This is a genomic window from Borborobacter arsenicus (assembly GCF_003934165.1).
Classification (GTDB): Bacteria; Pseudomonadota; Alphaproteobacteria; order Rhizobiales; family Rhizobiaceae; genus Pseudaminobacter; species Pseudaminobacter arsenicus.
Genome location: NZ_RKST01000044.1, coordinates 1 through 24,468 on the forward strand (window position 1 = coordinate 1; position 24,468 = coordinate 24,468).

The 24,468-nt window shown below is 58.5% G+C and carries 32 protein-coding genes and 2 pseudogenes; 22 read left to right on the top strand and 12 right to left on the bottom strand.

What is annotated here, in order from left to right:
- From EET67_RS23585 to EET67_RS23615, 7 genes are all read left to right on the top strand, one after another.
- Window positions 1–191, top strand: a 191-nt coding sequence (locus tag EET67_RS23585; protein ID WP_133308886.1) for a transposase, incomplete at its 5' end; no start/stop codon positions are given.
- 286 nt (window positions 192–477) lie between these two features.
- Entirely contained in the window at window positions 478–1,152 is a 675-nt protein-coding gene (locus EET67_RS25765) for a hypothetical protein (RefSeq protein ID WP_245451181.1), read from the top strand.
- 3 nt (window positions 1,153–1,155) lie between these two features.
- The gene (locus EET67_RS23595; RefSeq protein WP_128628655.1) at window positions 1,156–1,674 is read left to right on the top strand and encodes a 3TM-type holin; all 519 of its coding nucleotides are present in this window, start codon (window positions 1,156–1,158) and stop codon (window positions 1,672–1,674) included.
- An 83-nt stretch (window positions 1,675–1,757) separates the two neighbouring features.
- Window positions 1,758–2,009: a hypothetical protein gene (locus EET67_RS23600; protein WP_128628656.1), complete on the top strand. Its 252-nt coding sequence runs from the start codon at window positions 1,758–1,760 to the stop codon at window positions 2,007–2,009.
- 566 nt (window positions 2,010–2,575) lie between these two features.
- Window positions 2,576–5,533, top strand: coding sequence for a DNA methyltransferase family protein (locus EET67_RS23605; protein WP_128628657.1), 2,958 nt, complete (start codon window positions 2,576–2,578; stop codon window positions 5,531–5,533).
- A gap of 163 nt (window positions 5,534–5,696) precedes the next feature.
- Window positions 5,697–6,002 carry a DUF1236 domain-containing protein gene (locus EET67_RS23610; RefSeq protein ID WP_128628658.1) on the top strand — a complete coding sequence of 102 codons (306 nt, stop codon included), beginning with the start codon at window positions 5,697–5,699 and terminating at the stop codon, window positions 6,000–6,002.
- Between the two features lie 675 nt (window positions 6,003–6,677).
- Window positions 6,678–6,893: a hypothetical protein gene (locus EET67_RS23615; RefSeq protein WP_128628659.1), complete on the top strand. Its 216-nt coding sequence runs from the start codon at window positions 6,678–6,680 to the stop codon at window positions 6,891–6,893.
- Window positions 6,894–7,650: 757 nt separating this feature from the next.
- Here EET67_RS23615 and EET67_RS23620 read toward each other — a convergent pair.
- The 3 genes from EET67_RS23620 to soxA form a co-directional block, all read right to left on the bottom strand.
- Window positions 7,651–7,965 carry a hypothetical protein gene (locus tag EET67_RS23620; protein ID WP_128628660.1) on the bottom strand — a complete coding sequence of 105 codons (315 nt, stop codon included), beginning with the start codon at window positions 7,963–7,965 and terminating at the stop codon, window positions 7,651–7,653.
- A gap of 126 nt (window positions 7,966–8,091) precedes the next feature.
- On the bottom strand, window positions 8,092–8,418 hold the full coding sequence (locus tag EET67_RS23625) for a hypothetical protein (RefSeq protein ID WP_128628661.1): 327 nt from the start codon (window positions 8,416–8,418) through the stop codon (window positions 8,092–8,094).
- A gap of 205 nt (window positions 8,419–8,623) precedes the next feature.
- The gene (gene soxA / locus EET67_RS23630; RefSeq protein WP_342634688.1) at window positions 8,624–8,980 is read right to left on the bottom strand and encodes a sulfur oxidation c-type cytochrome SoxA; all 357 of its coding nucleotides are present in this window, start codon (window positions 8,978–8,980) and stop codon (window positions 8,624–8,626) included.
- A 26-nt stretch (window positions 8,981–9,006) separates the two neighbouring features.
- On the opposite strand from soxA, the gene EET67_RS23635 reads away from it, so the two are divergent.
- Complete coding sequence (locus tag EET67_RS23635) at window positions 9,007–9,333, top strand: hypothetical protein (protein ID WP_128628662.1); 327 nt, start codon at window positions 9,007–9,009, stop codon at window positions 9,331–9,333.
- 1 nt (window position 9,334) lies between these two features.
- On the opposite strand, the gene EET67_RS23640 is transcribed toward EET67_RS23635, so the two are convergent.
- Entirely contained in the window at window positions 9,335–9,718 is a 384-nt protein-coding gene (locus EET67_RS23640) for a rhodanese-like domain-containing protein (protein WP_128628663.1), read from the bottom strand.
- A 77-nt stretch (window positions 9,719–9,795) separates the two neighbouring features.
- Window positions 9,796–10,008, bottom strand: coding sequence for a hypothetical protein (locus EET67_RS23645; protein WP_128628664.1), 213 nt, complete (start codon window positions 10,006–10,008; stop codon window positions 9,796–9,798).
- Between the two features lie 320 nt (window positions 10,009–10,328).
- Between EET67_RS23645 and EET67_RS23650 the strand changes: the two genes are divergently transcribed.
- The 5 genes from EET67_RS23650 to EET67_RS23665 all read left to right on the top strand — a co-directional run bounded on the left by EET67_RS23650 (window position 10,329) and on the right by EET67_RS23665 (window position 12,591).
- On the top strand, window positions 10,329–10,700 hold the full coding sequence (locus EET67_RS23650; protein ID WP_128628665.1) for a phage head completion protein: 372 nt from the start codon (window positions 10,329–10,331) through the stop codon (window positions 10,698–10,700).
- Complete coding sequence (locus EET67_RS23655) at window positions 10,697–10,897, top strand: hypothetical protein (RefSeq protein ID WP_128628666.1); 201 nt, start codon at window positions 10,697–10,699, stop codon at window positions 10,895–10,897. Before EET67_RS23650 ends, EET67_RS23655 begins: the two co-directional genes overlap by 4 nt.
- 419 nt (window positions 10,898–11,316) lie before the next feature.
- Window positions 11,317–11,445: a hypothetical protein gene (locus tag EET67_RS26440; RefSeq protein ID WP_281011192.1), complete on the top strand. Its 129-nt coding sequence runs from the start codon at window positions 11,317–11,319 to the stop codon at window positions 11,443–11,445.
- Window positions 11,446–11,649: 204 nt separating this feature from the next.
- A complete protein-coding gene (locus EET67_RS23660) occupies window positions 11,650–11,970 on the top strand; it encodes a PepSY domain-containing protein (RefSeq protein WP_128628667.1) in 321 nt (106 codons plus the stop codon).
- A 36-nt stretch (window positions 11,971–12,006) separates the two neighbouring features.
- Window positions 12,007–12,591, top strand: coding sequence for a general stress protein (locus EET67_RS23665; protein WP_128628668.1), 585 nt, complete (start codon window positions 12,007–12,009; stop codon window positions 12,589–12,591).
- 45 nt (window positions 12,592–12,636) lie between these two features.
- Here EET67_RS23665 and EET67_RS23670 read toward each other — a convergent pair whose 3' ends face one another.
- Window positions 12,637–12,864, bottom strand: coding sequence for a P-loop NTPase family protein (locus tag EET67_RS23670; RefSeq protein ID WP_128628669.1), 228 nt, complete (start codon window positions 12,862–12,864; stop codon window positions 12,637–12,639).
- A 3-nt stretch (window positions 12,865–12,867) separates the two neighbouring features.
- Window positions 12,868–13,170 (bottom strand): hypothetical protein, encoded by a 303-nt coding sequence (locus EET67_RS23675; protein WP_245451183.1) that lies wholly within the window; start codon window positions 13,168–13,170, stop codon window positions 12,868–12,870.
- 87 nt (window positions 13,171–13,257) lie between these two features.
- Here EET67_RS23675 and EET67_RS23680 point away from each other — a divergent pair, with 87 nt between their 5' ends.
- The gene (locus tag EET67_RS23680; RefSeq protein ID WP_128628670.1) at window positions 13,258–13,713 is read left to right on the top strand and encodes an NUDIX hydrolase; all 456 of its coding nucleotides are present in this window, start codon (window positions 13,258–13,260) and stop codon (window positions 13,711–13,713) included.
- Between the two features lie 511 nt (window positions 13,714–14,224).
- Here EET67_RS23680 and EET67_RS25770 read toward each other — a convergent pair.
- The gene (locus tag EET67_RS25770; protein ID WP_165900016.1) at window positions 14,225–14,374 is read right to left on the bottom strand and encodes a hypothetical protein; all 150 of its coding nucleotides are present in this window, start codon (window positions 14,372–14,374) and stop codon (window positions 14,225–14,227) included.
- Window positions 14,375–14,447: 73 nt separating this feature from the next.
- A complete protein-coding gene (locus EET67_RS23690) occupies window positions 14,448–14,642 on the bottom strand; it encodes a hypothetical protein (protein ID WP_128628672.1) in 195 nt (64 codons plus the stop codon).
- 119 nt (window positions 14,643–14,761) lie between these two features.
- Between EET67_RS23690 and EET67_RS26210 the strand changes: the two genes are divergently transcribed.
- The 3 genes and pseudogenes from EET67_RS26210 to EET67_RS23700 all read left to right on the top strand — a co-directional run bounded on the left by EET67_RS26210 (window position 14,762) and on the right by EET67_RS23700 (window position 15,866).
- Window positions 14,762–14,926 (top strand): hypothetical protein, encoded by a 165-nt coding sequence (locus EET67_RS26210; protein ID WP_245451185.1) that lies wholly within the window; start codon window positions 14,762–14,764, stop codon window positions 14,924–14,926.
- Window positions 14,908–15,060 carry an ABC transporter permease gene (locus tag EET67_RS23695; RefSeq protein WP_245451187.1) on the top strand — a complete coding sequence of 51 codons (153 nt, stop codon included), beginning with the start codon at window positions 14,908–14,910 and terminating at the stop codon, window positions 15,058–15,060. The genes EET67_RS26210 and EET67_RS23695 overlap by 19 nt, the downstream gene beginning before the upstream one ends.
- A 23-nt stretch (window positions 15,061–15,083) precedes the next feature.
- A pseudogene (locus tag EET67_RS23700) lies at window positions 15,084–15,866 on the top strand (amino acid ABC transporter ATP-binding protein).
- 203 nt (window positions 15,867–16,069) lie between these two features.
- Here EET67_RS23700 and EET67_RS23705 read toward each other — a convergent pair.
- Window positions 16,070–16,870: an aspartate dehydrogenase gene (locus tag EET67_RS23705; protein WP_128628673.1), complete on the bottom strand. Its 801-nt coding sequence runs from the start codon at window positions 16,868–16,870 to the stop codon at window positions 16,070–16,072.
- Window positions 16,867–17,688: an IclR family transcriptional regulator gene (locus EET67_RS23710; protein ID WP_165900017.1), complete on the bottom strand. Its 822-nt coding sequence runs from the start codon at window positions 17,686–17,688 to the stop codon at window positions 16,867–16,869. The genes EET67_RS23705 and EET67_RS23710 overlap by 4 nt, the downstream gene beginning before the upstream one ends.
- A gap of 169 nt (window positions 17,689–17,857) precedes the next feature.
- On the opposite strand from EET67_RS23710, the gene EET67_RS23715 reads away from it, so the two are divergent.
- The 5 genes and pseudogenes from EET67_RS23715 (at window position 17,858) to EET67_RS23735 (ending at window position 23,273) form a co-directional block, all read left to right on the top strand.
- The gene (locus EET67_RS23715) at window positions 17,858–18,895 is read left to right on the top strand and encodes a TRAP transporter substrate-binding protein (protein WP_245451189.1); all 1,038 of its coding nucleotides are present in this window, start codon (window positions 17,858–17,860) and stop codon (window positions 18,893–18,895) included.
- 33 nt (window positions 18,896–18,928) lie between these two features.
- Window positions 18,929–19,417 carry a TRAP transporter small permease gene (locus EET67_RS23720; protein ID WP_128628675.1) on the top strand — a complete coding sequence of 163 codons (489 nt, stop codon included), beginning with the start codon at window positions 18,929–18,931 and terminating at the stop codon, window positions 19,415–19,417.
- 42 nt (window positions 19,418–19,459) lie between these two features.
- Window positions 19,460–20,765: pseudogene (locus EET67_RS23725) on the top strand (TRAP transporter large permease).
- Window positions 20,766–20,940: 175 nt separating this feature from the next.
- Window positions 20,941–21,672 carry an alpha/beta fold hydrolase gene (locus EET67_RS23730; protein ID WP_245451191.1) on the top strand — a complete coding sequence of 244 codons (732 nt, stop codon included), beginning with the start codon at window positions 20,941–20,943 and terminating at the stop codon, window positions 21,670–21,672.
- 47 nt (window positions 21,673–21,719) lie between these two features.
- Window positions 21,720–23,273, top strand: a complete 1,554-nt coding sequence (locus EET67_RS23735; RefSeq protein ID WP_245451193.1) for an amidase — start codon at window positions 21,720–21,722, stop codon at window positions 23,271–23,273.
- Between the two features lie 321 nt (window positions 23,274–23,594).
- Here EET67_RS23735 and EET67_RS23740 read toward each other — a convergent pair whose 3' ends face one another.
- Entirely contained in the window at window positions 23,595–24,011 is a 417-nt protein-coding gene (locus EET67_RS23740) for a hypothetical protein (protein ID WP_128628678.1), read from the bottom strand.
- Window positions 24,012–24,468 lie beyond the last annotated feature (457 nt).

Here is a 24,468-nt window from a genome sequence, read left to right on the forward strand (position 1 = left end):
AGACAAGTCTCGTCAGATCATTCGCGAACGGCGTCGAAAAGGATATCGCCGCCGTCCGAAACGCCATCATCTCTCCGTGGTCCAACGGCCAGACCGAAGGCCAGATCACCAAGCTCAAACTCATCAAGCGGCAGATGTACGGCCGCGCCAAGATCGATCTGCTCCAGGCGCGTCTCATCGGCGCGGCCTGAGCCAAAGATGCAGCGAGTTTGCGTCAGACCCCCGTTACCACGCCGATTGACACTGAGAGCAACACCTCACGGTAGGTGCATCCTCCTCACACCGCAAGCAATCTGAAATCCTGAAAGGAATCGAGCACGACTCTGCCCGGCAAAGGGTGGGCCCAGCCGTCGGCTCTTGGGGGGAGTTAGGCGACTGGGCCCATACTGCCGCTGAGCAGCTTGCTACCGTAGCGTAACCTTTTCCGGAAAATCAAAGGAAACCGACATCGACAAAACCGTGTCCACCGGCGCGGCGATGCTGCTTGACTCTATTGGAGATATCGAAGCTCCGAAAGGTTACGGCACCATCTACGCGAACAAGCAGCACAAACTTGCCAAGCCGCTCACCTCGATGACGCTGGGCGACGTGGTCGACGCGCAGAAAGCCTGGTCGAAGAACCATGGCTCCAGCGCGGCCGGCCGATATCAGTTCATGCGGGCGACCCTGCAGGACCTGTCACGCGAGCTTAGCCTTGGCGGCAATCAGATATTCGACGCCAACCTGCAGGACCGGCTTGCCTATCATCTGCTCACGCGCCGCGGTTATGAGGCGTTCATGGCCGGCAAGATCAGCCGCACCGAATTCGGCAAGCGGCTGGCGCAGGAATGGGCGTCGCTGCCGGTTTTGGCAGCCACTATGGGCGCTCACCGCAAACTGGAGAGAGGCGACAGCTATTATCGCGGCGATGGGGTCAATAAGGTTCTGACCACGCCTGCCAAGGTCGAGGCGATTTTGGACAAGGTGAGGGCGGCCGCCAGCAAGCCCGCGCCTGGTCCCGCACCATCCAAGCCAGCACCGCAGCCCCCATTTGGGGGGTCTCCTGCGCCAGTGCCCACACCTGCGTCGAAGGCACGGTCTTCCGGCTCCATCCTCGCCGCTTTCGCATTGATCGCCGTGGCGGTCGTTCTGTTCATCATCTTCAGGAGCTAAGCCATGAGCGCAATTGCAGCGGTCATCCTCGACGCAGCGGCCGGTCTTGCTGTGCCGTTCATCAAGAAGATCCTGGCCGACAAGCTCGGCGATGGTGGCAAGCTGGCCGGCGAGGTCATCGATACCGTGGCCGGCAAGCTTGGCGTGCCAGCAGACGACATTCCCAGCATTGCCGAAAGTGATCCTACCGCCGTGCAGGAAGCGATCATCGCCAGCGAACCTATCGCCGCCGATCTGGTTCTTGCCTATGTCGAGAGCCAACGCCTTTCAAACGAGCTGCAGCTTGCCGAGATGGCCAAGGAACAGACATGGACCTGGGCATGGCGGCCGGCGTGGATGTATCTCATCGGTTTCTTTTGGTTGTGGCTGATCGTAGCCGTACCGCTCGCCAACGCGATCACTGGCGCCTCAATCGATATCGTTGATGCCGGCACGCTGATGACGCTGACGGCTGCATATCTCGGGCTATATCTCGGCGGGCACACCATCAAGGACGTTGCGACGAAGTGGAGCCGGAAATGACTTGGCCCTTCGCAATCGCAGCGTTGGCGATCTTCGCGTCGCTGATTTCCATCTGGCAGATGTGGTGAGACGGAATGCCAAGAATGAGATTTGACCCATCCTTCAACCTCGGCCACGTCTTCACGATCCTGGCGCTCGTAGGCTCGGTGTTCGTGGCCTACATGAACATTGTGCGCACGGTCGACAGCCACGAGTTGCGGCTCGAGACCATCGAAAAGCAGGTCGGCTCGTCAGCCTCGTTTCAGAACCAGGTGCTCATGACGCTGACCACGATCCGGGAAGACATCGCCACGCTGAAAGAGAGGTCGAAGGCATCGGGAGATGAGCGGCCATGAGGGCTCGGCGGAAATGTTGCGAGGGCATCACGCCGAGCCCTATCTGGCATCAGCCACTGACGGCCAGAAGCACTATCCTGCAAGATACGAAGCGGGGATGTTACCCTGGAAAATGTACTACCGCCTCATCCAATGGAGGTAGAGGGCCGGCGGGTTCGGAGAGCGCGGCGTCGGCGCAATCATGCTGATCAGCTTCGTCGCGGCATCAGTCGGCGGGCTGCTGGTGACCTTTGGCAAGAAGATATGGGCCGCGTTGGGTCGTAGGTGCGCAGCAAGATAGCCGTGTGTGGTTCCAGGTGCAATCTGCCCATTATCCTGGCGTGCCGGGCGCGCGTCCTGAGCGATCCCATGCACTGCACTCCTGTATCCCACGTTGCCCGCGCTGGACTGATCAGTACCACAAGTGCGCACGAATAAAGTAGCGGCTTAGGTAGCAAGAGCACCGAAAAGATCGCCTCGATTATAGTAAAACTCAAAAAATCAATGGTCCCAGTGTTCTTTATGGTTAACGCCATCTTCACTAACTTCCTACAACTATTTGGTGAAGTTACGGTGGGAGGTTACCAATGGCGACAACAGAGCATACGATAAATGACGCGCTAGCACTCGTGTTGCGTCATAGCCGCCGTGCTTGGCGGGACGCAGGCGTTATTCGTTCAGAAAACACTGGTATGCTCCGCGGTGCGGCGCATCGCCCGGATATTCTTGTTCTCGAACCTTATGTCTCTCCTGTTGTGATTGAAACGGAAGTGGTTCCCGCTGCCACGGTAGAACCTGAAGCGCGTTCCCGCTTGGGATCACATGTCGCACTATCAGGACGCGCGATTCTTTCTTCAATAGCCCTTCGGGTACCCAAGAGGTTCCGTTTGCTTGACGGGGCGGACCTGGCCCGAGAGCTTTTGACGGCAACTGATTACGAAATGGCCGTATACACTGGATCATCGCCAGACAGCGCTTCGCGATGGCCGCGTAACCGGTGGATTACCGGGAATATCGCCGATCTATCCATATTGACTCAGGCAGCAGCGGTCCCGCCTGAAGTAATTGATCGTGCTGCCGACGAACTGATCGCCGGCATTCGCGCTGCGGCGGGTTTGCTCGCAGAGGTGTCTGTTTCGCATCCCGGAGCCATTGCCAAAATTGGTGAGGAGCTAAGACAGGAAAGCGGAGAACAGACCTTGCGAATGGCAGCTGCCATATTGGCGAATGCTTTCGTCTTTCACGAAAGCCTTGCGGGCGGCCCCGGTGCTCTGCGGGACGTGCGATCACTCGAAGAACTGAAAGGTTCATGGAGTTTAACAAAGGCAGGTTTGCTGGCTGAATGGTCAAAAATTCTTTCCGTTAACTACTGGTCGATCTTCGATATCGCCAGACGGCTGCTAGAGCACACACCAGGCGTCGCTAGCCGAGCGATCGTAGAAACGCTGGCCGTCACAGCGGCTAGGTTGTTGGAACACCGCTTGATGCGGTCTCATGACCTCACCGGGGCCGTGTTCCAAAGGCTGATCGCTGACCGCAAATTCCTTGCAGCATATTATACGACGCCACCGTCCGCGGCCCTCCTCGCGTCTCTAGCAATCAACGAAAAGCAGACGCCCTCTGGTGACAAGTGGTCGGCAGGTGATGCTTTGAGACATCTGCGAGTAGCGGACTTTGCTTGTGGGACCGGCACGTTGCTTTCGGCGGCCTATCAACGTATCGGCCAGTTTCATGAATTGGCCGGTGGCGACGCTCAGGACTTGCACCGTAGCATGATGGGCGGATCTCTCGTCGGATGTGATGTGTTGCCGGCGGCGGCTCATTTGACAGCCGCCAGCCTTTCGAGCGTCCATCCAACAGAAACTTATACCGAGAGTTCCATCATCACATTGGCTTATGGTCGCTTGCCAGACGGCGAAGTAGCCCTGGGGTCATGGGATCTAATGGATGCTCAACGTCGGTTTGAAATTCTCGCAATAACCGCAAAGGCGGCACAGGGCACAGGCGAAGTCACGTTAGAGCCTTGGTCTTCCTTACCGCACAATGGCTTTGATCTTGTGATCATGAACCCACCGTTCACGCGCCCAACCGGACACGAGTCCGATAAGATTGGCGTGCGAAATCCAATGTTTGCCGCGTTCCAAACAGACGACGAAACGCAGAAGCTTATGGCAAAGGCGGCGGCGAAGCTGTCGGCAGGAACGAATTATCACGGAAACGCAGGAGAAGCCTCGCTATTCGTCGCCCTTGCCGATCGCAAATTGAAGGAGGGAGGTACGCTCGCGATGGTCCTGCCTCTCAGTTTCATGCTCGGAGATTCCTGGGCTGAAACGCGCGCGCTTGTCACTCGCAACTATAGCGACCTGATCTTGGTTACAAATGCTGGTGTTGGCGGTACGGACGTTTCGTTTTCATCCGACACCGGTATGGCTGAATGCCTGTTGGTCGGCGTTAAGAGGAAGAGTGGAGCAAGGCGAGCAACATTTGTTACGCTCAACGAGAGACCGGATACAACGATGTCGGGGACGAACATCGCCGTTCAAATTCAAAAAGCCATCGAAACCGGATTCCTGCGGAAGGTGGAGGATGGACCTGTAGGAGGCTCGCCAATAACGTTGGGGAGTGAGCTCGTGGGGCAGGCAATCGGTGCAGCACTCCCCGCGGGTTGGAATCTTGCGCGCGTGAGAGATTTTACCCTTGCACAGATGTTGCATGCTCTCATTGACGGCCGATTACTTTTCCCAGGAATGGCAAAAAGCGACCGCACCAATCTTAAAATGACATCAATCGGTGCTCTCGCGGTCATTGGGCCTTACCACGCCGACATAAATGGACGTACAGCAAGGGGGGGAATTCGTGGCCCCTTCGATAAGCTGCCTGTTCAATCCGGCTCGGTACCTACTTATCCCGTTCTTTGGGAGCATAATGCAGACTTGGAGCGTACCATGCTGTTCGAGGCAGAAGCGGAGTGCATTCCCCGGCTCAGCTGCAACGATGCGGAGCAAAGCCTGATCGATAGTAAAGTTGAAAGCCTATGGGCGACGGCGTCTCAAAGCCACTTCAATGTGAACTTCCAATTCAATAGCCAATCAACAGCTATGCAATTTACGCCCCGCCGAACAATCGGCGGGCGAGCTTGGCTATCAATGAAGTTGAAGAGTGTCGATCATGAGAAAGCCCTCGTTCTCTGGGGTAATACCAGTCTCGGTCTGTTGATTCATTGGTGGCATTCAAATCGGCAGCAAATTGGTCGTGGCAACATCGGCAAGAACATGCTCGTAAGCATGCCTGTTCTCGATATTGATGCTCTTTCGCCGTCCATCTTGAAGAGGGCCTCTGCGATTTTCGATACGTTCAGTGCAGATCCAATGCTCCCAATAAACGAGCTGCATCAAGACTCAGTGCGTAAACAAATCGACGAAGCGGTGATGACGGAGGTGCTCGGCTTGCCGCTTGCCTTGCATAGGCCAGATGGTCCGATGGATTTGCTCCGGCGAAAACTTGCCAGTGAGCCGTCTATCATCGGAGGGAAGCGCTCAGCGTAACGACCAAACATTTTCGCCGCGGAGGGTCACAACTCCTGCGTCTTGCATCGGCTAGGTAATCGCCCGCCTCGGTTCGCCGGGGCGGGTTTTTTTGCGTTGTGGAGCTGAGGGGAACTGTTTCTCTCGAAAGGGGTTGATGCACGTCAACTTAGGAGAGTTCGAGATGTTCTTCAGAAACACCCTTGCCATCACCATCCTACTCGCCGGAACCGCATTCGCGGCGTCTCAGACGGTCATAGTGACCCCTGAACAGGAAACGGTGATCCGAGAGTACGTGAAAACCAATCCTGTGGTCGTTGATCGTCCTTCCAACTTCGAACTGGTGGTTGGTGCAATTATCCCCGACATTCTCAAGCCCGGCGAACTAGCCGACAACACGCTCGAAGGACAATATCAGTACGTCGTCATGGATGGACGCACAGTGCTAATCGAACCGGAAACCCGAAAGGTCGTGCACATACTCGACTGACTGACCCGGGTCGGCACGCAAATCCGTCCGTCGCAGAGCCCGTCGCTTCTCAGGAGGCGGCGGGCTTTTCGTTCGTTCTGCGCTAAAAGGTAATCGCTGGTTACCTTTTTCTGGAGTGCGCCTAATCCGTATGCCAAGGCGAGGGGTGGATAGGCTTCTTCCCCTTCCGCTCATTATACCGCTGCAACTGCTCCAGCACCCATTTCTCGTCTCGGGTATCTCCCCATGCGCCGATGATGCTCAGCAGTTCGCTATCAGCGCCTAGAGCCTCAAGGGTGCGGTAGACTTCAACGGCTATGGCTGGTCTGGCGTCCATGGTAGCCTCACTTGATCTCCTTGACTGGTATGCCCGCGTTTCGAGCCCTTTTTACCATATCGGCCGTTCCGCGTCCGCCGAGGAAGGCTATGAACAGATCAGGTTTGCCCTCATCGATCAGCGTTGGTTGCGGATAGGGCCGGCAGCGCGGCCGTGGGTGTTCGGCCATGCCGTGCCCATGATTGGCGCCGCCTCGGTTCACGGGCCGCACCGATTGGCTGAGACTATATTCAGCGGGAGTGTCTTAGTTTAATGCGCGTCGCTCGGAGATGACGTAAGTATGTCAAGTCGTCCGATCTTCCACGGCACACGGACGCTTGAAAGCGACCATCGCACTTTCGCCTCAAATGGAGAAAGCGATGGGCTACCGCTATCCGCGGAATAATGGCGTGCTGGAGCCTGTTGATCTGGCCTTGATTGAACGGGTTCTGCTCCACCTTTCTGCAGAACGCAGGTTCGCTGCCGAAAGTAGCGAATTCGATACATTGGCTATCCGCGCCCTTGCGCTGTTTTGCTCGGGCGTTACGGATGAGGGCAGCCTAAGTGCTGCACTGCGTGCCGTTCCTTGCCGCTGACATGCGCCCATTTCAGGGAGGGGAGTTTTTCGCGTCTACAGGAACAAAGCTCCCGCCATTCAGTTAAAGGCTGTGCCCAAGGCAACTCCGACCGGGAGGTTGCCAAGCAATTGCCCGCCCAATAGCCACGCTCTTGGGTGGGCTTCTCTTTTGGGGCAGGGCTTGTCAAGCAAAGGATACTGTCTCCGGCCCCAGGTGAGGCCCGGCGAAGTAGTGCTGAAGCACTGGCACGCAAAGGATCTGAGCTGCAGGACATGATGGTTGCCCGCCAGGGGTCTGGCTTCTCTTCGAAGTCGGCGCTTGACCGCTCCATGATCGGGTCGGATGGAGAGGCATCCCACTCTTTTTTCCGAAGCTGCCAGTCTTAACTGACGTCCAGCCCGCCCGCGAGATTGCCTATCCGCTATTAGATGTGCGATGGATCATTCAAACGAACAGGGCCGCCGGGCGCTGACCAACATGACCTCAACCCTGCCATATCAGAGCGGGTCCAAGGCGGTTTGTCTTTGACAATCCTCCCCTTTGGACAATTCGCGCAAGTGCTTTCTTGGCGTACAATGGTCAAATGCGAGAAGATTGGCAGGCTGTACGAAATCCCGGCGCCAAATACGTGGTTTATCAACCTCCGGTGCGCGGCTTGCCATACTTGGCCGTGTTGTTCCGGTCTGATGATGAGCCGTGCGTTTTCGTATTCGAGACAGAAGAGGCTGCGATAGACTTCCTCACCTCGGAAGGAAAACCGTTGTTTCCAAGCTAACTAGTGCGGCGGCGACTTACGAAGTTTCCAGCGTTCTTTGGCTCTTTCGCTTTCCACCTTGCGACGCTCCGGTGTCCAGAAAGCTCGAAGCTTGGCTTGCACCTTTCGGCGAATATCAAGAGTCTTTTCATCTGTGAGGCCGGTCACTGTGCGCCCTCCGCGGAGGGCTGCTCGTCCTTCCGCGTCGGCGCTCTTCTTCAACGCACGGTCAAAGACTTCCTCAAACTGGTCGGATTCCGGTTCATGGGCGGCATTGTCGGTCACCAGGATTGCCTCGGTGCAATTGCCGGTAATCTGCCGGCCGGATGCGGTCATTCTTCAGCCATTCCATTCAGGCACGTCGCCGCTGACGATCAGCGTTCGGATCGCGCCATACTCATCGAGCGCTCTGGCCTCCAAGGCTTTCCCCTCCGGTCCTCGACGACGTATTTAGGATCGGTCTTAATGGTCCTCGTCATAGCGGCGCGCGCCGTCCTCAATAGGTTCGAAGCCCTGCATCGTCCTGATCTTGTTCACAGCAGCAAGCGAAACAGCCGTCCAGACATCTTCGATACTTTCGGCGACTTCGTACAGCGATTCGTCGAGATTACACTCGTCCATCTCTCCGGCCAGCTGTTCGAAGCGTTGAGCGGCTTTCTCGACCATCGCACAAATCTGGCCCGCCTGATCGATTGTCAACTCGGGATGGGCAAGCGCCTCGGCGACCTTCTTTGCCATGCTGGTTGCGAATTCGCCCTGCTCCTTTACCGTAGCCAGCCAGTCAACCATCTCGCCCTCTCTCGATTCACCATCGCGCCGGGGGCTAAAGCCGTCAATCACCGCTTCTTACGAGTGCGCACTTTTTACTGCCTCTGCCGCAGCATAGGCGGCGGCAACAGCGGTCTCGACGCGATTGTCTTTGTGCCCCCAACCGCTCGGAGATGACGCAGCGGTAAGCTCCGTCATCTCCAGTTCATGATGTATCCATTCAGATTCAGTGCCGGACGGCGGGCGTCTCCACAGAAAGACCGGTTCCGCGCCATGTCACATAGAGCTCGAGGGCCATCAACTGATCCGAGAAGGCCGCCGGCATTTCCGCCCGTGTGTCGCGGATACCACCACGGAAGCGCGAATGAAGCGAAACCATGGCTGCCTGCTGGAAGCGGTAAGTCGGGAAACCGTTGATCTGACCCTGACTTAAATGATCCGCACGAATATGCTTTCCCATGGCCGTTTCATGGCAGGACGCGCAGGAGAACTTGAGCTGCCCGGTCCTTGTGTAATAGGCTTTCTTGCCCTTGTCCCACCAGCTTTGCAGTTCACCATTGCTCAAATCCACGGAAACCGGCATGCCCAGTGACTGATGCTTGATATAGGATGCTCGCGGGGCCGCTCGAGTCCGTCACGTCCATCGGCTATGTCGATGCTGCCGGCGAGGCGCAGACACTCGCGGCCACGGTCTATGAGGAACACAAGGACGGCCTGGAGCCGTCGATCGCGCTCAAGCCGGGACAATCCTGGCCGGGTATTCTGCCCGGCTCGCGCATCACTGTCACGGCGGTCTTTGGTGGCGCGGTGCCTGAGGAGGTCAGTCACGCCATGTTGGTGTTCGTCGACAGCGCCTACCATGTCCGCGACAACGCTCCCCGTGAGAATTGGACTGTTCTCGACGTCCTGCTCTGCAATCACCGGCGAGGAGCTTGAGTTAGCCGGCTTTCTCGACCTCACCACCGTTCTCGGCCCAATCCTTAAAGGCCCCGAGGTTGTAGACGCGCTCGTAGCCCATATCCTGCAGCACCTTGCCGCTGAGGGCCGATCTGCCGCCAGAAGCGCAATAGACGATGATGGGACGATCCTTCCGGAACTCGGGATTGTGATAGGGCGTATCGGTGTCGGCGCGAAACTCGAGCATGCCACGAGAGACGTTGACCGCTCCTTTGACCTTGCCGCTTGCCTGGACTTCTGGTGCGTCACGGACATCAACCACCAGAGCATTACCGTCTGCAATCAGCTTACGTGCTTCATCCCGTGTGATCTTTGGCACAACAGAATTCGCGGCGGCCATCATCTCTTTCACGCTCGTCGCCATGGGGAACTCCTCTTTCGGCAGGGCGGCGGATTAGACCACAAGTTCTCTCCCACGAGTATGAAATTCCGCACGAAAGGTCAGTCGTCGTTGCTGGCGTTGAGGTCCTCGGGACGGGTGCCTTCCTGATCCACCGGAAGATAGCCTAATGCCCGTAGTTGGTCGCGCAATAGGGTCAAAATGGCATCGGCTTGGCTTAAAACGCCGTTCTGTTCCCTTCGCCAGTTGTCGAGAGCAACCAGCATCTCGTCATCGAGTGCCACTGGAATTTCATGAGGGAGCGGCGTAGCCATGACGTAGGATATTCCTACGATCTACCCATCACAAGCACAGCCTGGGCCTTTGCGGCAGTTCTTGTCTCTGGCGATGCATGAATTCCCGCAGGCCTTCCCCTTGGAGCAGGTCTTGCAGCATCCCTGAACCGGCTTTGGCTTCTCGGTCCACGGAATAGGCGGTCTGTCGATCAGTGTTGTTGATGCAGTGTAGGCGGGTAACAGTCCGCCAATAAGGAAGGCTGCCGCGAAAAGCAGCCGATAGATTTTCATCATTTCCTCCAAGCCCGCGCCGATCAAAGCACCGGGTGCATGGGGAGTCCAGCCTTTGGGAAATTGACATGGCGGCAAAACTCGGTGCCGGCGATCTCTATTACCGTGTCGCCTGCCAGAAGAAGCAGGCGGCGACAGATGAATTCGGCAATCCGGTGCCCGGCGGTGGAGCCTGGGCAACGCAATTCTCCGTGCGAGCCGCATACACCCATCGTCGCGGTGGCGAGGGCGTTCTGGCCGCGAGATTGGAGAATAGACAACTTCGCCTCATCCTCGCCGGCATCGTCCTGCTGGCTTTCCTCGTAATCGGCCTTGTCACCCTCTGGTATCGCGGCGAAACCATCGGCGCCCGCGCCGACGCCGTGCAGGCACGTGTAGAATTGACGGAAGCCGTCGCGGCCCTTGTCCCTGCCGATCTTAAGCGGGTGCTTGACCCGTGAGCCGTAGGAAGCTTCGAAACACATCCCAGGTTTTTCTCGATCCCGCCTGGGAAGACGTGCTGCAATCAATCGCAGCTGAACTGAGCATCGGCCGGAACGATCTGATCCGACTGATCGTCAAGGAATGGATGGAGGTGAACTCCTACTTGCCGGTGCATATGCTGGACGACGATACCGAACCGGACGGTGCAGCATGATCGGCGTTCCATCCCAGAATACCAGTATTGACAGCTGAAGTACGGAAGTAGGGCCTCCCAACCGGAACGAAATCCGATCTCAGCCATTAATCCGCGCTGACACTTGCCAGACCGCCTTGTGTCAGGAGCCCTGCCGCCTTTGATCCCCATGAGGCGGCGGGGCTTTTCGATGTTGAGGGGAACAAAACTTGTGCTGTGGTGTTTAGCTGCCGGTCATGTTCATGCTCCGATAGCGAACCCAAACTTCAAGATGCCCGTCACCCCCAAAGGTGGCGGGCTTTTTCGTGTCGAGATGCAACCGGCGGTGACTCGCCCTTCCCACGAACTGCGCTATGTTCATCCTATCGACGGTAACTGAAATGGCCGGCGTCGGCTGTGAGCGACAATCAAGCTTCCGCCCGTAATCTGGGGAGGAAGCTATGCTTCGCACCGCATTCTCCGCTCCTTATCTGGCGCCAGAAGACCTCGCCTTGCTGGCCCGCGTGCTTGCCAAGGTCCAACGCATGAACGTACCGCTATGGACCGCGACACCACAGCCGCCACTTTAATTCGGCTTTTCCAGTTCGGCGTCTGCGATGAAGAAGGGCTGATCGACGCCATGGCCCGGCACGAGCGGGCTTGATAATCATCGACCCTTGGTACCTCAAGAGCACGCGCTGAGCTGTACTTTTTTTAAGTTCCGGTCTGGCCGACTGAACCAATTGGCCAAAGCCCCGTTACCTCCGCTCGAAGCCTCACGACGGAGTGACCACATGAACAAGATAATGACCCTATGCGCCCTGGTTGCGCTCAGCGGGGCTGCTTATGCCCAAACTACGCCGACAACCACCGACCCCGAGACGCCGGCCGTGGCAACTCCAGAGACCACCAATCCGACAGCCCCGGTCGCGGGGGAGAACAGCTTCACCGAGGACCAGGCACGGGAGCGGTTTGAAGAAAAGGGATATAGCAGCATCGCTGATCTCAAGCTCGGCGAAGATGGCATTTGGCGTGCCAAGGCTGAAAAATCCGGAACCGCCGTCGAAGTCGCCCTCGATTACCAAGGGAACGTAACGGAAGGCGGCAGCAAGTAAACTCGCCGATCTTGCCCCCGAACAAGGACAACTCAGATGCAGACGATTACAGCACTATTTGACACCCATGCCGAGGCGCGCCGCGCGGTATCCGCCTTGGAAAATGAAGGCATTGCTAGCGACGACATCAGCATCGTCGGACGCAACGAGGACGATGATTCCAGCGCGTCCGAGGGCGCGGCGACAGGTGCCGGCCTCGGCGCTGCGGCAGGTGGCGCCGGTGGGCTGCTTGCGGGGCTCGGTCTCATGGCCATTCCCGGCGTCGGCCCGGTCGTTGCCGCGGGATGGCTTGTGTCGACATTGGCAGGAGCAGCCGCCGGCGCCGCCGCCGGTGGGGTCGCGGGTGGACTGATCGGAGCGCTGACGGACGACGGTGTGGATGAAGGGGATGCCCATGTTTATGCCGAAGGGCTGCGACGCGGCGGAACCCTGGTGAGCGCGCGTGTACCTGACGAACTTGCCCCAACGGCGCGCGCCATTTTGTCATCTGGAGCGGTTGATATTGCTCGGCGTCGTGATCGCTATCTAGACGAAGGCTGGACTGGTTTCGACGACACCTTACCCGACTACAGCGATGATGAAATAGAGGCGGAGCGTCGGCGCCTGCGAGACTTGGGCTGATTGACGTTTTCGTTTGGCCCGCCTCGATTTACCAGCGGCGGGCCATCATTCATTTGGGCCATCAAAATGGATGTTGAGGCCCGCCTCGAGTGCCTCTGTGGCAATATTGATCTTCAATTCGTCGTCCGCTAATTCCGGTTCCGAAAGAGTCCGGATTTCTCTCATCACGCTGGAGATGACCACCGGCCGATCTGGTGAGGCTTTCCGGAGATATGCTCTGATGGCATTGCGGATGTGATCGGGGAGAAGGTTTCTTTTTGGGTAGCTGGTCACGGCTCACTCCTCCGACCGCGTCGGACGCTTCTGTCCGGTGCGCTTGATGCGCCCACCCTTCAATTCAAAGACACCATCGACAGCCTCTCGGGCGAACTCATCCTGCAAGTCTCCCCAGCTTCCCAGAAGCCGGCCGCAAATGCTGCAATGGATTTCGGTATTTCCATCGGCCTTCTGGGGAATCAGCATCCGGATCGTGCCGCAGTCGGCACATTCCAGCTTACCATCGAGATAGCCCTTGGCCATCCCGCATTTTGCGCGCTTTCCGGCCACTAAGCGAATCATATTCGCCTGGGACTGGCCCAACTCTAGTGTCGTCGTCTGCGGAACCAATGTCCGCCGTTCGAGGTTGTTCGCAAGACTGTAAATTTGAACAGGGCAGAACCGTTAGTCATGAACCGGCAAAAGGCAAAAACGTTGGCGCTTCAAGGCAAGCCGCTATCTCAGGTTGGCGCGCTACCCTACCGGATGGGAAAAGGCGGACAACTCGAAGTCTTGCTCGTGACCTCGCGGAAAAAGAAGCGCTTCATCTTCCCCAAGGGCTGGAAGATGAAAGGAAAAAACAAGAAGGCCGCTGCGGCACAGGAGACCGTGGAAGAGGCCGGCGTGGTCGGAAATCTGCACAGGAAGCCGATTGGACACTATCACTATCGAAAATGCTTCGGAACTGTATCTGCGCCTGTTGCTGTGACGATGTTTGCGATGCGAGTTCGACGTCAACTTTCGAAATGGCCGGAGCAAGAGGAGCGCTCTCGCCGATGGGTGAGCCTCAAGCAAGCGGAAGCTTGCATCGATCGCGCCGGTTTGATCTCTTTCGTCCGTGCGGTGCGCAGGTCGCATTTAGCATAGCGCTTGTGCTTCTCCTCAGCGGGCCTTTTGCTTATTTGGGCTTGTCGGTTTCTCTACTATACCTGTCGTGATCATTGCCGTGGCGATCGAGCAGCCCGCGGACCTGATCCGTCGTTATTCCATTCCTTTCAGCGAGATGGCGGAACCCGTAGTCGTCATCATGAGCTAATGGGGGGCGCTCATGTTTTTCTCGCTTACTCTTGTCGTCGGCCATTTGCCTGCTCTCAGATCGCACGGAGCGCGTAAGCTGCGGCCCTCCGCGGACTAAAGCCGGCTGGCGCGTGCGAGGGGGGCTTGGGTCGTCGAGCCAGCCGGCACGGTTTTCCGTTGGAGGGTCTGCCGCAGTCCAATTTTGGCACACATGGCTGATACCTGTGATACGCACATCCGATGAATGGGATCCTCCAAAAGGATAAGTCAAACTTGCGGAGAACTCCTTGAGCGGATCTCGCAAATGACCTTCGTGAAGATCGAGCCGTAGCGGTGTCGCTCAGCGTATCGTCCCGGCTGCTCATGACGGGGGCTCTTTTGCGTGCTGCTCTCTATTTCTTGCTTGGAGCTTTGGTTTTGCTTCAGGCTTCGACGTTTGAAGGTGTTTGGCGGATTCGCTTCCCTTTTTGCTCAACGCCTCTTTACCGCCTGCCTTGGTCGTTTTGGCCATGTCTATGTGCTCCCAGTTTGCCGCCGCCGGAAATCAATTCCGCGGTCGAAAGATGGTTCCTCGGTGCGACTGATTAGGCGGGCTGGTCCGGATTCATCATATCGTCCATCAGAGCGCGAAACTCCCTCTCGGTCTCGTCGTCGATCGGCGGCAGGTTGCGTAGTCGGATCGCGGCGCGGCGCAATAGCGTGGCAACCTCGTTGAGCGGCACGTTCTCGATGTTGGCAGAGACCTCTTCGAGCCTCAGGATGAGGTCTTCACGGCTCATAGCGGGTTCAAAGGTCCTATCAGGCCCGAGTGGTCGGCGCCGTTTGTTGTTGCCGACGCGATGGAACTGCAGTTCGCCATCGAGGTCGCGCCTCAGCAGGGTCTTGGCATCTGCCGCGGATGCCCACCGCGCTTGGCCTTTTGAAGGACGGCAGTGCAAAGGACGTCGAAAAAGCCGAGCCGTTCGTCACCGGTGACGACCAGGCCAACTACTTCGTCTCGATCCTCAAATCGACGCCCTACCTTGCGGTTCTGGCCGTCCCGAAATGCTGGGCGAGGCCTTAGATATCGCCTCCGAAACCTATCGATATGCCGAGCCGCTGACCATTGCCGGCATCATCTTCCTCGCCCTGGCCCTGGTGATCTCCCAGGGCGTCAAATGGCTGGAAAAACGCCTGGCCGCCTCAACGGCGAGATGAACAGCCCCTGGAGCATGAGCATCATGAACCTTCCCTTCCAGAAAGACCGTCTCTTCATGCCCGACACGCCTGAGAAACGCGCCGTCGAGATCACTGGCCTGCACAAATGGTACGGCGCCTTCCATGTGCTGAAGGATATCAGCCTGACCGTCCGCCAGGGGTCCCGCATCGTCATTTGCGGACCGTCCGGCTCGGGCAAGTCGACCCTGATCCGCTGCATCAATGGCCTGGAGGGCTATCAGTAGGGCACCATCGTGCTTGACGACACAAGGCTCGGCGAAAATGCCAGGCTCACCGCGCTCGCCCGCCGGCAGACCGGCATGGTGTTCCAGAGCTTCAACCTGTTTCCGCATCTCACCGTGCTTTCCAACTGCACGCTCGCCCTGCGCAAGGTGGCGGGCCTCTCCCGCGCTGAAGCCGAGGGGCTGGCGCAGCATTATCTCGAGAAGGTCCACATTCCCGAACAGGCGCACAAATATCCGACCCAGCTGTCAGGCGGCCAGTAGCAGCGGGTGGCCGTCGCCCGCGCGCTGTGCATGAACCCGCGCCTGATGCTGTTCGACGAGCCGACCTCAGCGCTCGACCCGGAGATGATCAAGGAGGTGCTGGACGTCATGACCGCCCTTGCCCATGACGGCATGACTATGATCTGCGTCACCCATGAGATGGGCTTTGGCCGCGAGGTTGCCGACGAGGTCGTGTTCATGGACCAGGGCTGCATCGTCGAGCAGGCCGCCCCGGCCACCTTCTTCTCCACACCCAGCCATCTCCGAGCCCGCACCTTCCTCAACACGCTGCTGCATTGAAGGAATGACGTGGAAACAGTGCTTTCCTCTTGGAGCTTGGCGTCAGCGATATAAAGACGTATGGCCGCGACTGACTTGGGATCCACCCTTCCAAGAATCATTCAAAAGAAGGTAGGAGCTTCCGCACCGATATGGATACATTGCCCGGCCCGCTGCTATCACCGCCGTTTCCAGAGTGCCATTAAAGCGCATAGGTCAAGCAGCTACAAGGAAACCATATTTGTCCCTTGTCTTAAATAGGCGAGGATACTGAATGCCGTGCTGCCGGAGGTTCGTGGATTGTCCGCGCTTGGGAGCGACGTGATTTCAAACCGGAATCCACCCAGCGTATTTTGGGATTCGACGACGTGCCGATTGTGACTGGCGCCAGGGTCGGCCACCAAGGTGACCGTCGTCTCGTCGAATCCGTTTGCCGCGAGCGCGATGGTTGCAGCCACATTGGCGTTCTTCGGATAAAGCCTGGCGACATCCCGGGCCGTGCCTGTGAAGAAGCTGGTCGGCTCCTCCACCTTGTCCAGGTCCACGCATTGTTCTGCATGGGTTCCTCGCCACGCCTTGGTTGGCTTGATCCCTTCATAATGCACCGACTGCTTCCCCGCAGCGCGGGCCGTCAACAGGGCATCGAGAGCGCCGATAGCGCCGCTGACAACATGGACACTTGCCTCGTGACTGCGTGCGCTCATGAGCAATTCGCCGCGTAGATCGTCGTCGGCCAAGGCGCCGGAGGAGACGATTGCAAGGGTGCGGCCGCTGCGGGCCACGTCGAGCGCGAACTGCTGGACAGCCGAATGCCCTGCCGCCTCTATGACGAGTTCAACATCCGCATCCAGTTCGTCGATCGACGATATGAACCTGGCGTTGCCCCAGCGATAGTCGGGATTGTCGAGGTACCCCGCCCTCACGAGGATATTTTTGACCTCAAAATCCTCCGCATCGGGCTGGATGGCGCTGACCAGCGTGCGGGTGATGCCGCCAAAGCCGATGATCGCAACGGGTCTTCTCATTTTCCGTCTGTTCCAAGTTTGTCACTGAAGATCGATGACAGTTCGTTTGCCGCTTCAAGCAGCGCCGCCTCGACCAGTTCTTCGTCATGTTCGCGGATCCTGTTGCTCGGGGCCACAATGGAAACGGCGTAAATCACGCCGATCTGCGGCAAGTGGACCGGGGCCGCGATCGCCATCAGGCCACGGTCGATTTCCTCGCGGCAATAGGCAATGCCGACCTGTTTTATGGACCGGTATTCCCGTTTGACGAGCGTGGGAGAAGTGAGCGTCAGGTCAGTGAGGGCGGGCAGGGGGCCGCTCAGCACCCTGTCCCATTCATGCTCGCTTCGAAACGCGAAAATCGCCTTCGCCGACGCGGCGGCATGCGGTGGCATCACGCGGCCTGGATTGACGAAGCCATGCGCATCCTTGGCGGGCGTGACCATCACCACGGTCTCGACGCGGTCTTCCCTGAGCATGGACAGAAAAGCGGTTTCCTTGAATTTTTCGGCCAGGCGATGCAGCACCACCTGCGACAGCAACACGATCTGGTCCGGGTCCACCGCACTGCCGAGCAAGCGGCGAATGCGCCCACCAAGCACGTAATGGCGCCGGCCCTTGCCCGCGGCTACATCACCGTCGTCAGAACCGGAGCCGGAGAAATTTATGCAATCAGCCTTCGATAGGCTGGCAAGCAATCGGTGAACGGTCGCTTTGGGCAGGCCCAATGCGGAATGGATCTCGCTGAAGGAAAGGCCTGCCGGATGACGCGCGACCAACTCGATGAGCTGCAACTGTCGCTCCAGGAGGTCGCGCCCTCCAGCCGCATCTGTTGTCATCTCCCCCTCCATGTTTGGTCCAGCAGGCTTGACCTCAAAAAAACCGCTTGACGCTAAATGAGAATGAACTTTAGTTTGTTCCGGTAGTCAATAGCAAAGTTTCGTATTACGGAACTAACAAGATTGTATTAGTGGCCGGCCCGACATGTGCCGGACAGGGAGGTAATTCGTGCAGGTTTCCAAAAGCATCATCAGTGCGGCTGCGGCCGCATTTGTCGGAGTGGTCGCAACGTCAGCTTCCTCGCTTGCCGAAGACGCAGAGGTGAAGCTGCGGCTGTCACACAATTTGCCGACCAACAACGCGCTTCACTATGGCGTTCTCGAACCCTGGGCCAAGTCGATTGCCGAGGCGTCGAAAGGGTCCATCAATATCGAGATCTATCCGGCGCAGCAGCTTGGTCCGGCAAAGGACCATTACAATATGGCCCGCGACGGCATTGTCGACATTGCCTTCTATCTCGTCGGTATCGAGCCAGGCCGCTTCCCGATCGTGTCAGCGGCCGAGATTCCTTTCATGGTTTCCGACAACGGCAAGGGCTCGCGCGCGCTGTATGAGTGGTACCAGTCTTACGCGGCCAGCGAGATGGCCGATGTAAAGGTCTGCGCCATGTTCTATGACGGCGGCGGCACCATCCATTCCAAGAAGAAGATCGAAGTGCCGGCCGATCTTGCCGGCCTGAAGATCCGTTCTCCCAACGTTATGGCGGCGGAGCTTTACCGCCTCGCCGGCGCCTCGCCGGTGCAGATGTCAGCCAACGACGCTGCCGAGGCCGTCGAGCGCGGCGTCGTCGATGCCATCTCGTTCCCCTGGAAGCTCGTGCAGGCGCTCGGTGCCGACCGGGCGCTGAAATTCCACATGGATACGACGCTCTATTCGCTCGGCACGGCGATCCTGATCAACAAGAGCTCCTACGACCGGCTGTCGGATGCACAGAAGGCGGTGGTCGACAGCCACTGCAACGCCGACTGGTCGGAACGCTTGCCCAAGGCGTGGACCGACTACGAGTATGAAGGCCGCGGTGTCCTGCTGCAGAACTCGGAGCACACGATCAATCCGATCTCGGACGAGAACCTGCAGGAGTGGAAGAAGCTCGCTGAAGGCGTCAAGGCAAAGTGGGCGCAGGACGTGGCTGCCAAGGGCGTGGAAGGCGAGAAGGTGTTTGGTGAATTGACCGACCTGCTTGCCAAGTACAAAGCCGCCTACTGATAGCCATCTATCGACCAGGGAAGGAGAAGCGCCATGCGCAAATGGAAGCTCTTGCTGGAAACCATTCCTGCAATCCTGCTGCTGTTCATGGCGTTTCTTACCACGGTTTCGGCGGTGTCACGCTATCTCATCAACACACCTGTGCCGGACGAGTATGAAATATCGCGCATGCTTCTGGGCATCGTCGTCTGCTGGGGCGTGGCAGCGGCCTTCTACTACAACGATCACATCTACCTCGACGTGATGTGGGGGCGTATGAGCACCCGCGCCAAATTAATCCTGACCCGCATCGGCACGCTGCTCAGCCTGCTGATCATGGGCAGCTACTCGGTAGCGCTATGGTTCAAGGTGCTGGATACGATGCGGGCCGGCATCCTCACCATCGATCTTGGCGTGTCCGTCTGGGGCTTTCAGTTCGCAGCCTGGCTGGGGACGGTGGCCGCAGTCATCATTCTCTTGACGCAGATGATCTGGCCTTCGACGCGCGCCCTCCAGGAACACCCCCTCGAACAGGCAATCTGACCTGCCGGGAATACTCGATCCTCAGATCGTCAGAGACATAAAATGACCGACACAAATCTCGTAATGGCCGTGGGCTTCGGGGCGATGTTCCTGCTGTGCGCGCTGCGCGTGCCCATCGGACTTGCAATGGGTGCTTCCGGCATGCTGGGATTTGGCCTGCTTACCGGCTTCGAGCCGGCATTTCCGGCTGGTCTCCCATTCGATCATCGCCACCTTTTCCGACTACACGATGGGCCTCATCCCGCTGTTCATCTTGATGGGTGCGGTTGCGGTGGGCTCCGGCATCAGCGGCGATCTTTTTCGGGCAGCGCAATTGTGGTTCGGCGGCTTCAAGGGCGGCCTGGCGGCGGCGACGATCGCAACCTGCGGCGGGTTCGCGGCGATCTGTGGATCCTCGGCCGCAACGGCTGCTACCATGACCCGCGTCGCCCTGCCCGAAATGCAGCGCTATGGTTATTCGCAGCGCCTCGCAACCGGCGTCATCGCCGCTGGCGGCACACTCGGCATCCTCATCCCTCCCTCCATTGCGCTTGCGATCTACGGCCTGCTCACCCAGCAGAGCCTCGGCCTGCTGTTCATGGCCGGTATCCTGCCGGGGATCGTGGCGATCCTTTTCTACATGGCCACCGCCAAGATCTGGCTGATGGTCCGGCCCCAGGATGCGCCGTCGGGCTTCGTTCCGCCCTTGCGCGAACGGATGCTCAGCCTGACCAAGCTAAGCCCTATCATGCTGCTCTTCGTGCTGGTCATCGGCGGCATCTATGGTGGCTTTTTCACCCCGACCGAAGCCGGCGCCATCGGCGCGACGGGCGCCATCATCATCGCCTTCACGCTCGGTGATTTCTCGATGGAGCGGCTGTCTTCATCGCTCACCGAAAGCGTGCGCACGGCGGCGGCAATCCTCATTATCCTCGCCGGCGCGCTGCTGTTCGGCTATTTTCTCACCATCACCCAGACGCCGCAGAAGGTCGCGGAATTGCTGATTGCGGCCGATCTCGGGGCTTACGGCACGCTTGCCGTGATCCTCGCGGTCATGCTGCTTCTGGGGTGCGTGATGGACGAGACGGCGGTCGTCATCGTCACCATTCCGATCATCTATCCGATCATTACGCAGCTCGGATTCGACCCGATCTGGTTCGGCGTCATCGTGACGATGACGGTTGAAATCGGGATGATCGCCCCGCCCTTCGGATTGAACGTGTTCGTCATCAAGGGAATCTCGAAGGACACCGATCTCTGGGAAATCTACAAGGGAGTGACGCCGTTCATCATTGCCGATCTCCTTCGGCTGGTGGTGCTGATCGCGTTTCCGTCGATCGTCCTGTTCCTACCCAATCTGTTCCGCTGACGCCGGCGCGGTCGGGAAGCGATTGATCGAAACCAGACAGGGACACACCCACAGAGAGAACGTGTCTCGAGCCTTCCGCGCACGGACAGGCTAAAAGATCAGGAAGAGTGCTTTGCCTTTTGCGGAAATAAAGAACGGTCGCTTGTATTACGAGGAGCATGGGGCCGGAGAACCTTTGCTTCTTATACCGGGCCTTGGTGGCGTGGGGGCGTTCTGGCGGAGCCAGATCGAATGCCTGGCGCAGAGGTTCCGAGTGATCGTCCATGACCATCGCGGCACGGGGCGGAGCGAGACTTCGACCAGCCAGTATTCCGTCGCGCTGATGGCGGACGACGTGCTGGAACTGATGAACCATCTGCACCTCGACACTGCGTCCATCCTCGGCCATTCCACCGGCGGGGTGATCGCCCAGACCATCGCTGCCTGGCACCCCAAGCGCATCGGTGATCTCGTTCTCAGCGCATCCTGGGCATATGGCGATCCTTATTTCAGAAGCCTGTTCAAGCTCAGGCAGACAGTGCTGAAGAGCGTGGGCATCGAGGCATACGAGCAGTTTGGGCGCCTGCTGCGGTATCCTCCCTGGTATTTCGAACGCAACCCCGAGGCCCTCACGCCGACGGTGCCCGGCGAAAGCGGCACGGTCGAGGTGATTTCCAACCGCATTAATGCGTTGCTGGATTTCGATTCCCGCGGTTTCCTGTCCCGGATCAGCGCACGGACCCTCATCATCGGCGCGCTCGACGATGCTGTGACGCCTCGCTATCTGTGGGACGAACTGGCCGCAGGCATTGGCGACGCCAAGGTCGTCACGCTCGCGACGGGCGGCCATTTCTGCCCGCAGACACAGCCCGAATACTATAACAAGCACCTGCTGGATTTCCTTGCCAGCTCTTCCTCGCGCAATTGACCGGACTTTCAAGGATCAGGGATATGACTATGTGGAAAAGCAAAGAAATGCCCGAAATACTGAGGGCGATCGCCGAATTCCGAGAGTTCGGTTTCCTTGAGCGGATTCCACAATGGGAAGAGCGGCTGCGCGTGAATGAACTCGAATTGAAGGAGTTCATGGCCGCTCCGCATGTCGAGGCGGAGCTGATCTCGACCGCGCCACGGCCGCAGCGGCCCGATGCTCCAAAACCCGCCGACGGACCTGTGGCGGAAGCCGCCTCTGACACGGCGCGCGGCATGGCAGAAAAAGTTCGTCGGCGCCAGATATCCGTGTCCGAGATCGCGCAGGCCTATATCGAGCGGGCCGAAGCCACTGCCGACATGAACTTCTTCACCACGTTTGATGCCGATCTGGTCCGCAAGGAGGCGCGCGAGCTCGATGAAAGGATCGCAAAGGGCGAAGACCTTGGGCCGCTGGCCGGCGTGCCTGTGCCCGTCAAGGACTACATGTTCGTTCGCGGCTATCCGCGTACCGGTGGCACGCGCGCGATGGCGGCAAGCACCGGACACGACGATGCCGAAGTTGTGGCCAAGGTGCGTGCATCCGGCGCGCTGATTGGCGGAATGACCAATCTACATGAGCTTGCCTACGGCGCGACCGGGATCAATCCGCATTTCGGCCGGGTCGGCAATCCGCATCATCCCAACCGCATCGTGGGCGGTTCAAGCTCGGGATCGGCAGCCGCCGTCGCCGCCGGCCTTTCGCCGATCGCCGTCGGCTCCGACACGTCGGGATCGATTCGCATCCCGTCGACATTCTGCGGCGTGACTGGTTTCAAGCCGACATATGACAGCATCAGCAGGGCCGGAGTGATGCCGCTCGCCTGGTCGCTCGACCATCTCGGGCCTATCGCCAGCAACGTGCGCGACGTGGCGCTGCTATTTGCGGTGATGGCGGACAAGGCGCCGGAAGACTACGTTCCGGAAGCCAACCTCAAGGCAGGCCACATCCGCTTCGGCAAACCGGCGAACCATTTCTACCACGAGGTCGACTCCGAGATCATCGGGCGGATCGAACGCGTGATCGAAGCGCTCGGTGACCAGGGCCACCAAATTATCTCGACCAGGCTTGATGGTGTCGAAAACTGCCTGCCGATCCATGTACAGACCGTGACCGCCGAGGCTTCCCAGGCCTATTGGCTGCCTTTGATCGAAAAACCGGAAGTGCTGGGTGAAGATGTCCGGGTTCGCCTCGAGGTTGGGCAGTTCCTGGCAAGTGTCGACTACATCAAGGCACAAAGGATGCGCACGGTTCTTCGCGACGTGCTTCAGGCGGCGTTCAGCGAGGTCGATGTGCTGATCACGCCAACCGTTGCAGTTCCGGCTCTCGAGATCGGTGCCACCGACGTCGTCATCGATGGCATCAGACGACCGCTCCACCCCGCGCTCACCCGGTTCACGACACCGTTCAACCAGTCGGGCCTTCCTGCAATCACGCTGCCTTGCGGGTTCAACTCGGACGGACTGCCGATCGGCCTTCAACTCGCAGCCGCCTATGGCGACGATGCCCGGCTGCTGCGCATCGCCGCCGAAGTCGAGCGGGTCATTGCGACGCTTTAGAAAAGAAGGGAGCGGGCAGGGCCTGTGCTGACGTTGTTCAATTCCTTGGCTCGGAGTTGATCGGACCGGCAGACCTCAGGCAGACCTGGATGAGACTGTCGAGGCGGCGTCCCTCTTCGTCGGCTCGCTGCGCATCGCTCATACGCGCTTTCGAACTCGACCGTTGTGATACTCTCGATCGCGGCCGCAGAAATGACAAGCGGCCCGATCGAGCTGCCGAGCGGGCCGATGACACCCTTGAAGGGCGATCGAAGGCATCGAGCGATGCGCGCCCTGAGCGCTGCGCAGAAGGCATGATTTCAGCAGCAGCGACTTCCTTCGTTACTCAAATGGTTCGGTAGACAGGCCAAGCTTGGTCCAAATCGCAACCAAATCAGCTTTTGTCTCTCTCACGCGTATCCGAGGCGCGCTGGCTCCTGTTCCGAACAAAAGCATCGATTTAGCTTTCTCGTTGTCAAGAAGAGCGGCGCGGTCCTCGCAGTCATCTACCTGTTCTGCACTTATCAGCATCGCCATGCCGCCGGGAGATGTCAGTCGGGCGAGTGTCAGCTCCGAAAATCTATCAATCAATACCATCAAAGAGTCTGCTGGGAAGATTCGAAATCCAGCGCCCCAAATACAACTCACAGCTTCGGGCGATTCGTCCCGCTCAACGTCGGTGGCGTCCCGGATCACATATACCGAGCTGGGGCTGACCTTCTCATCACTCCCCCGCGGCATATTCACCTTTATGCTCATCTGCCTCTCCTGTGCATGGCGGAAATGGGCGACGGTGAGGTCGTCGTCGTGAGCATAGTCAAATAGGGTGGAGCCCGGCGAATCTAGGGGGCATCACGCCGGGCCCCTCTGGCATATGCCACTGGCGACCAGGCCGTTATGATCTGAAAAACTGCCGTCAAGGTGTTAGCCGGGAAAACGTTCTGCGGCCTCATCTAATGGAAGTAGAGATCTGGCAGGTATCGTCATGTTCGGGGAGACGGTGAGCAAAATTGCTATATGGCCATGTCCATGATGGTTGCACACTCAGCTAACCTGGCCCGTCGTCTCGCCCAAGGCGGCGGGCTTCTTTCTTTTTTCTAGCGCTCGTGGACAAAGGTTGACTGGGGACTCCTGTTTTGATTCAAGGCTGCTATTTGGAGGCAGCCTTGGGCGAACGGATTGGTGTGACGGACGAGGAGTGGGCGTTGATCGGCCC

Excerpts from the sequence above, each read along its gene's own strand:
- EET67_RS25765 (WP_245451181.1), top strand. The coding sequence starts at position 478 with ATGCTGCTTGACTCTATTGGAGATATCGAAGCTCCGAAAGGTTACGGC.
- EET67_RS23595 (WP_128628655.1), top strand. The coding sequence starts at position 1,156 with ATGAGCGCAATTGCAGCGGTCATCCTCGACGCAGCGGCCGGTCTTGCT.
- EET67_RS23600 (WP_128628656.1), top strand. The coding sequence starts at position 1,758 with ATGAGATTTGACCCATCCTTCAACCTCGGCCACGTCTTCACGATCCTG.
- EET67_RS23605 (WP_128628657.1), top strand. The coding sequence starts at position 2,576 with ATGGCGACAACAGAGCATACGATAAATGACGCGCTAGCACTCGTGTTG.
- EET67_RS23610 (WP_128628658.1), top strand. The coding sequence starts at position 5,697 with ATGTTCTTCAGAAACACCCTTGCCATCACCATCCTACTCGCCGGAACC.
- EET67_RS23615 (WP_128628659.1), top strand. The coding sequence starts at position 6,678 with ATGGGCTACCGCTATCCGCGGAATAATGGCGTGCTGGAGCCTGTTGAT.
- EET67_RS23620 (WP_128628660.1), bottom strand. The coding sequence starts at position 7,965 with ATGACCGCATCCGGCCGGCAGATTACCGGCAATTGCACCGAGGCAATC.
- EET67_RS23625 (WP_128628661.1), bottom strand. The coding sequence starts at position 8,418 with ATGGTTGACTGGCTGGCTACGGTAAAGGAGCAGGGCGAATTCGCAACC.
- soxA (WP_342634688.1), bottom strand. The coding sequence starts at position 8,980 with ATGCCGGTTTCCGTGGATTTGAGCAATGGTGAACTGCAAAGCTGGTGG.
- EET67_RS23635 (WP_128628662.1), top strand. The coding sequence starts at position 9,007 with ATGCTCGCGGGGCCGCTCGAGTCCGTCACGTCCATCGGCTATGTCGAT.
- EET67_RS23640 (WP_128628663.1), bottom strand. The coding sequence starts at position 9,718 with ATGGCGACGAGCGTGAAAGAGATGATGGCCGCCGCGAATTCTGTTGTG.
- EET67_RS23645 (WP_128628664.1), bottom strand. The coding sequence starts at position 10,008 with ATGGCTACGCCGCTCCCTCATGAAATTCCAGTGGCACTCGATGACGAG.
- EET67_RS23650 (WP_128628665.1), top strand. The coding sequence starts at position 10,329 with ATGGCGGCAAAACTCGGTGCCGGCGATCTCTATTACCGTGTCGCCTGC.
- EET67_RS26440 (WP_281011192.1), top strand. The coding sequence starts at position 11,317 with ATGCTTCGCACCGCATTCTCCGCTCCTTATCTGGCGCCAGAAGACCTC.
- EET67_RS23660 (WP_128628667.1), top strand. The coding sequence starts at position 11,650 with ATGAACAAGATAATGACCCTATGCGCCCTGGTTGCGCTCAGCGGGGCT.
- EET67_RS23665 (WP_128628668.1), top strand. The coding sequence starts at position 12,007 with ATGCAGACGATTACAGCACTATTTGACACCCATGCCGAGGCGCGCCGC.
- EET67_RS23680 (WP_128628670.1), top strand. The coding sequence starts at position 13,258 with ATGAACCGGCAAAAGGCAAAAACGTTGGCGCTTCAAGGCAAGCCGCTA.
- EET67_RS25770 (WP_165900016.1), bottom strand. The coding sequence starts at position 14,374 with ATGGCCAAAACGACCAAGGCAGGCGGTAAAGAGGCGTTGAGCAAAAAG.
- EET67_RS23690 (WP_128628672.1), bottom strand. The coding sequence starts at position 14,642 with ATGAGCCGTGAAGACCTCATCCTGAGGCTCGAAGAGGTCTCTGCCAAC.
- EET67_RS26210 (WP_245451185.1), top strand. The coding sequence starts at position 14,762 with ATGCCCACCGCGCTTGGCCTTTTGAAGGACGGCAGTGCAAAGGACGTC.
- EET67_RS23695 (WP_245451187.1), top strand. The coding sequence starts at position 14,908 with ATGCTGGGCGAGGCCTTAGATATCGCCTCCGAAACCTATCGATATGCC.
- EET67_RS23705 (WP_128628673.1), bottom strand. The coding sequence starts at position 16,870 with ATGAGAAGACCCGTTGCGATCATCGGCTTTGGCGGCATCACCCGCACG.
- EET67_RS23710 (WP_165900017.1), bottom strand. The coding sequence starts at position 17,688 with ATGACAACAGATGCGGCTGGAGGGCGCGACCTCCTGGAGCGACAGTTG.
- EET67_RS23720 (WP_128628675.1), top strand. The coding sequence starts at position 18,929 with ATGCGCAAATGGAAGCTCTTGCTGGAAACCATTCCTGCAATCCTGCTG.
- EET67_RS23735 (WP_245451193.1), top strand. The coding sequence starts at position 21,720 with ATGCCCGAAATACTGAGGGCGATCGCCGAATTCCGAGAGTTCGGTTTC.
- EET67_RS23740 (WP_128628678.1), bottom strand. The coding sequence starts at position 24,011 with ATGAGCATAAAGGTGAATATGCCGCGGGGGAGTGATGAGAAGGTCAGC.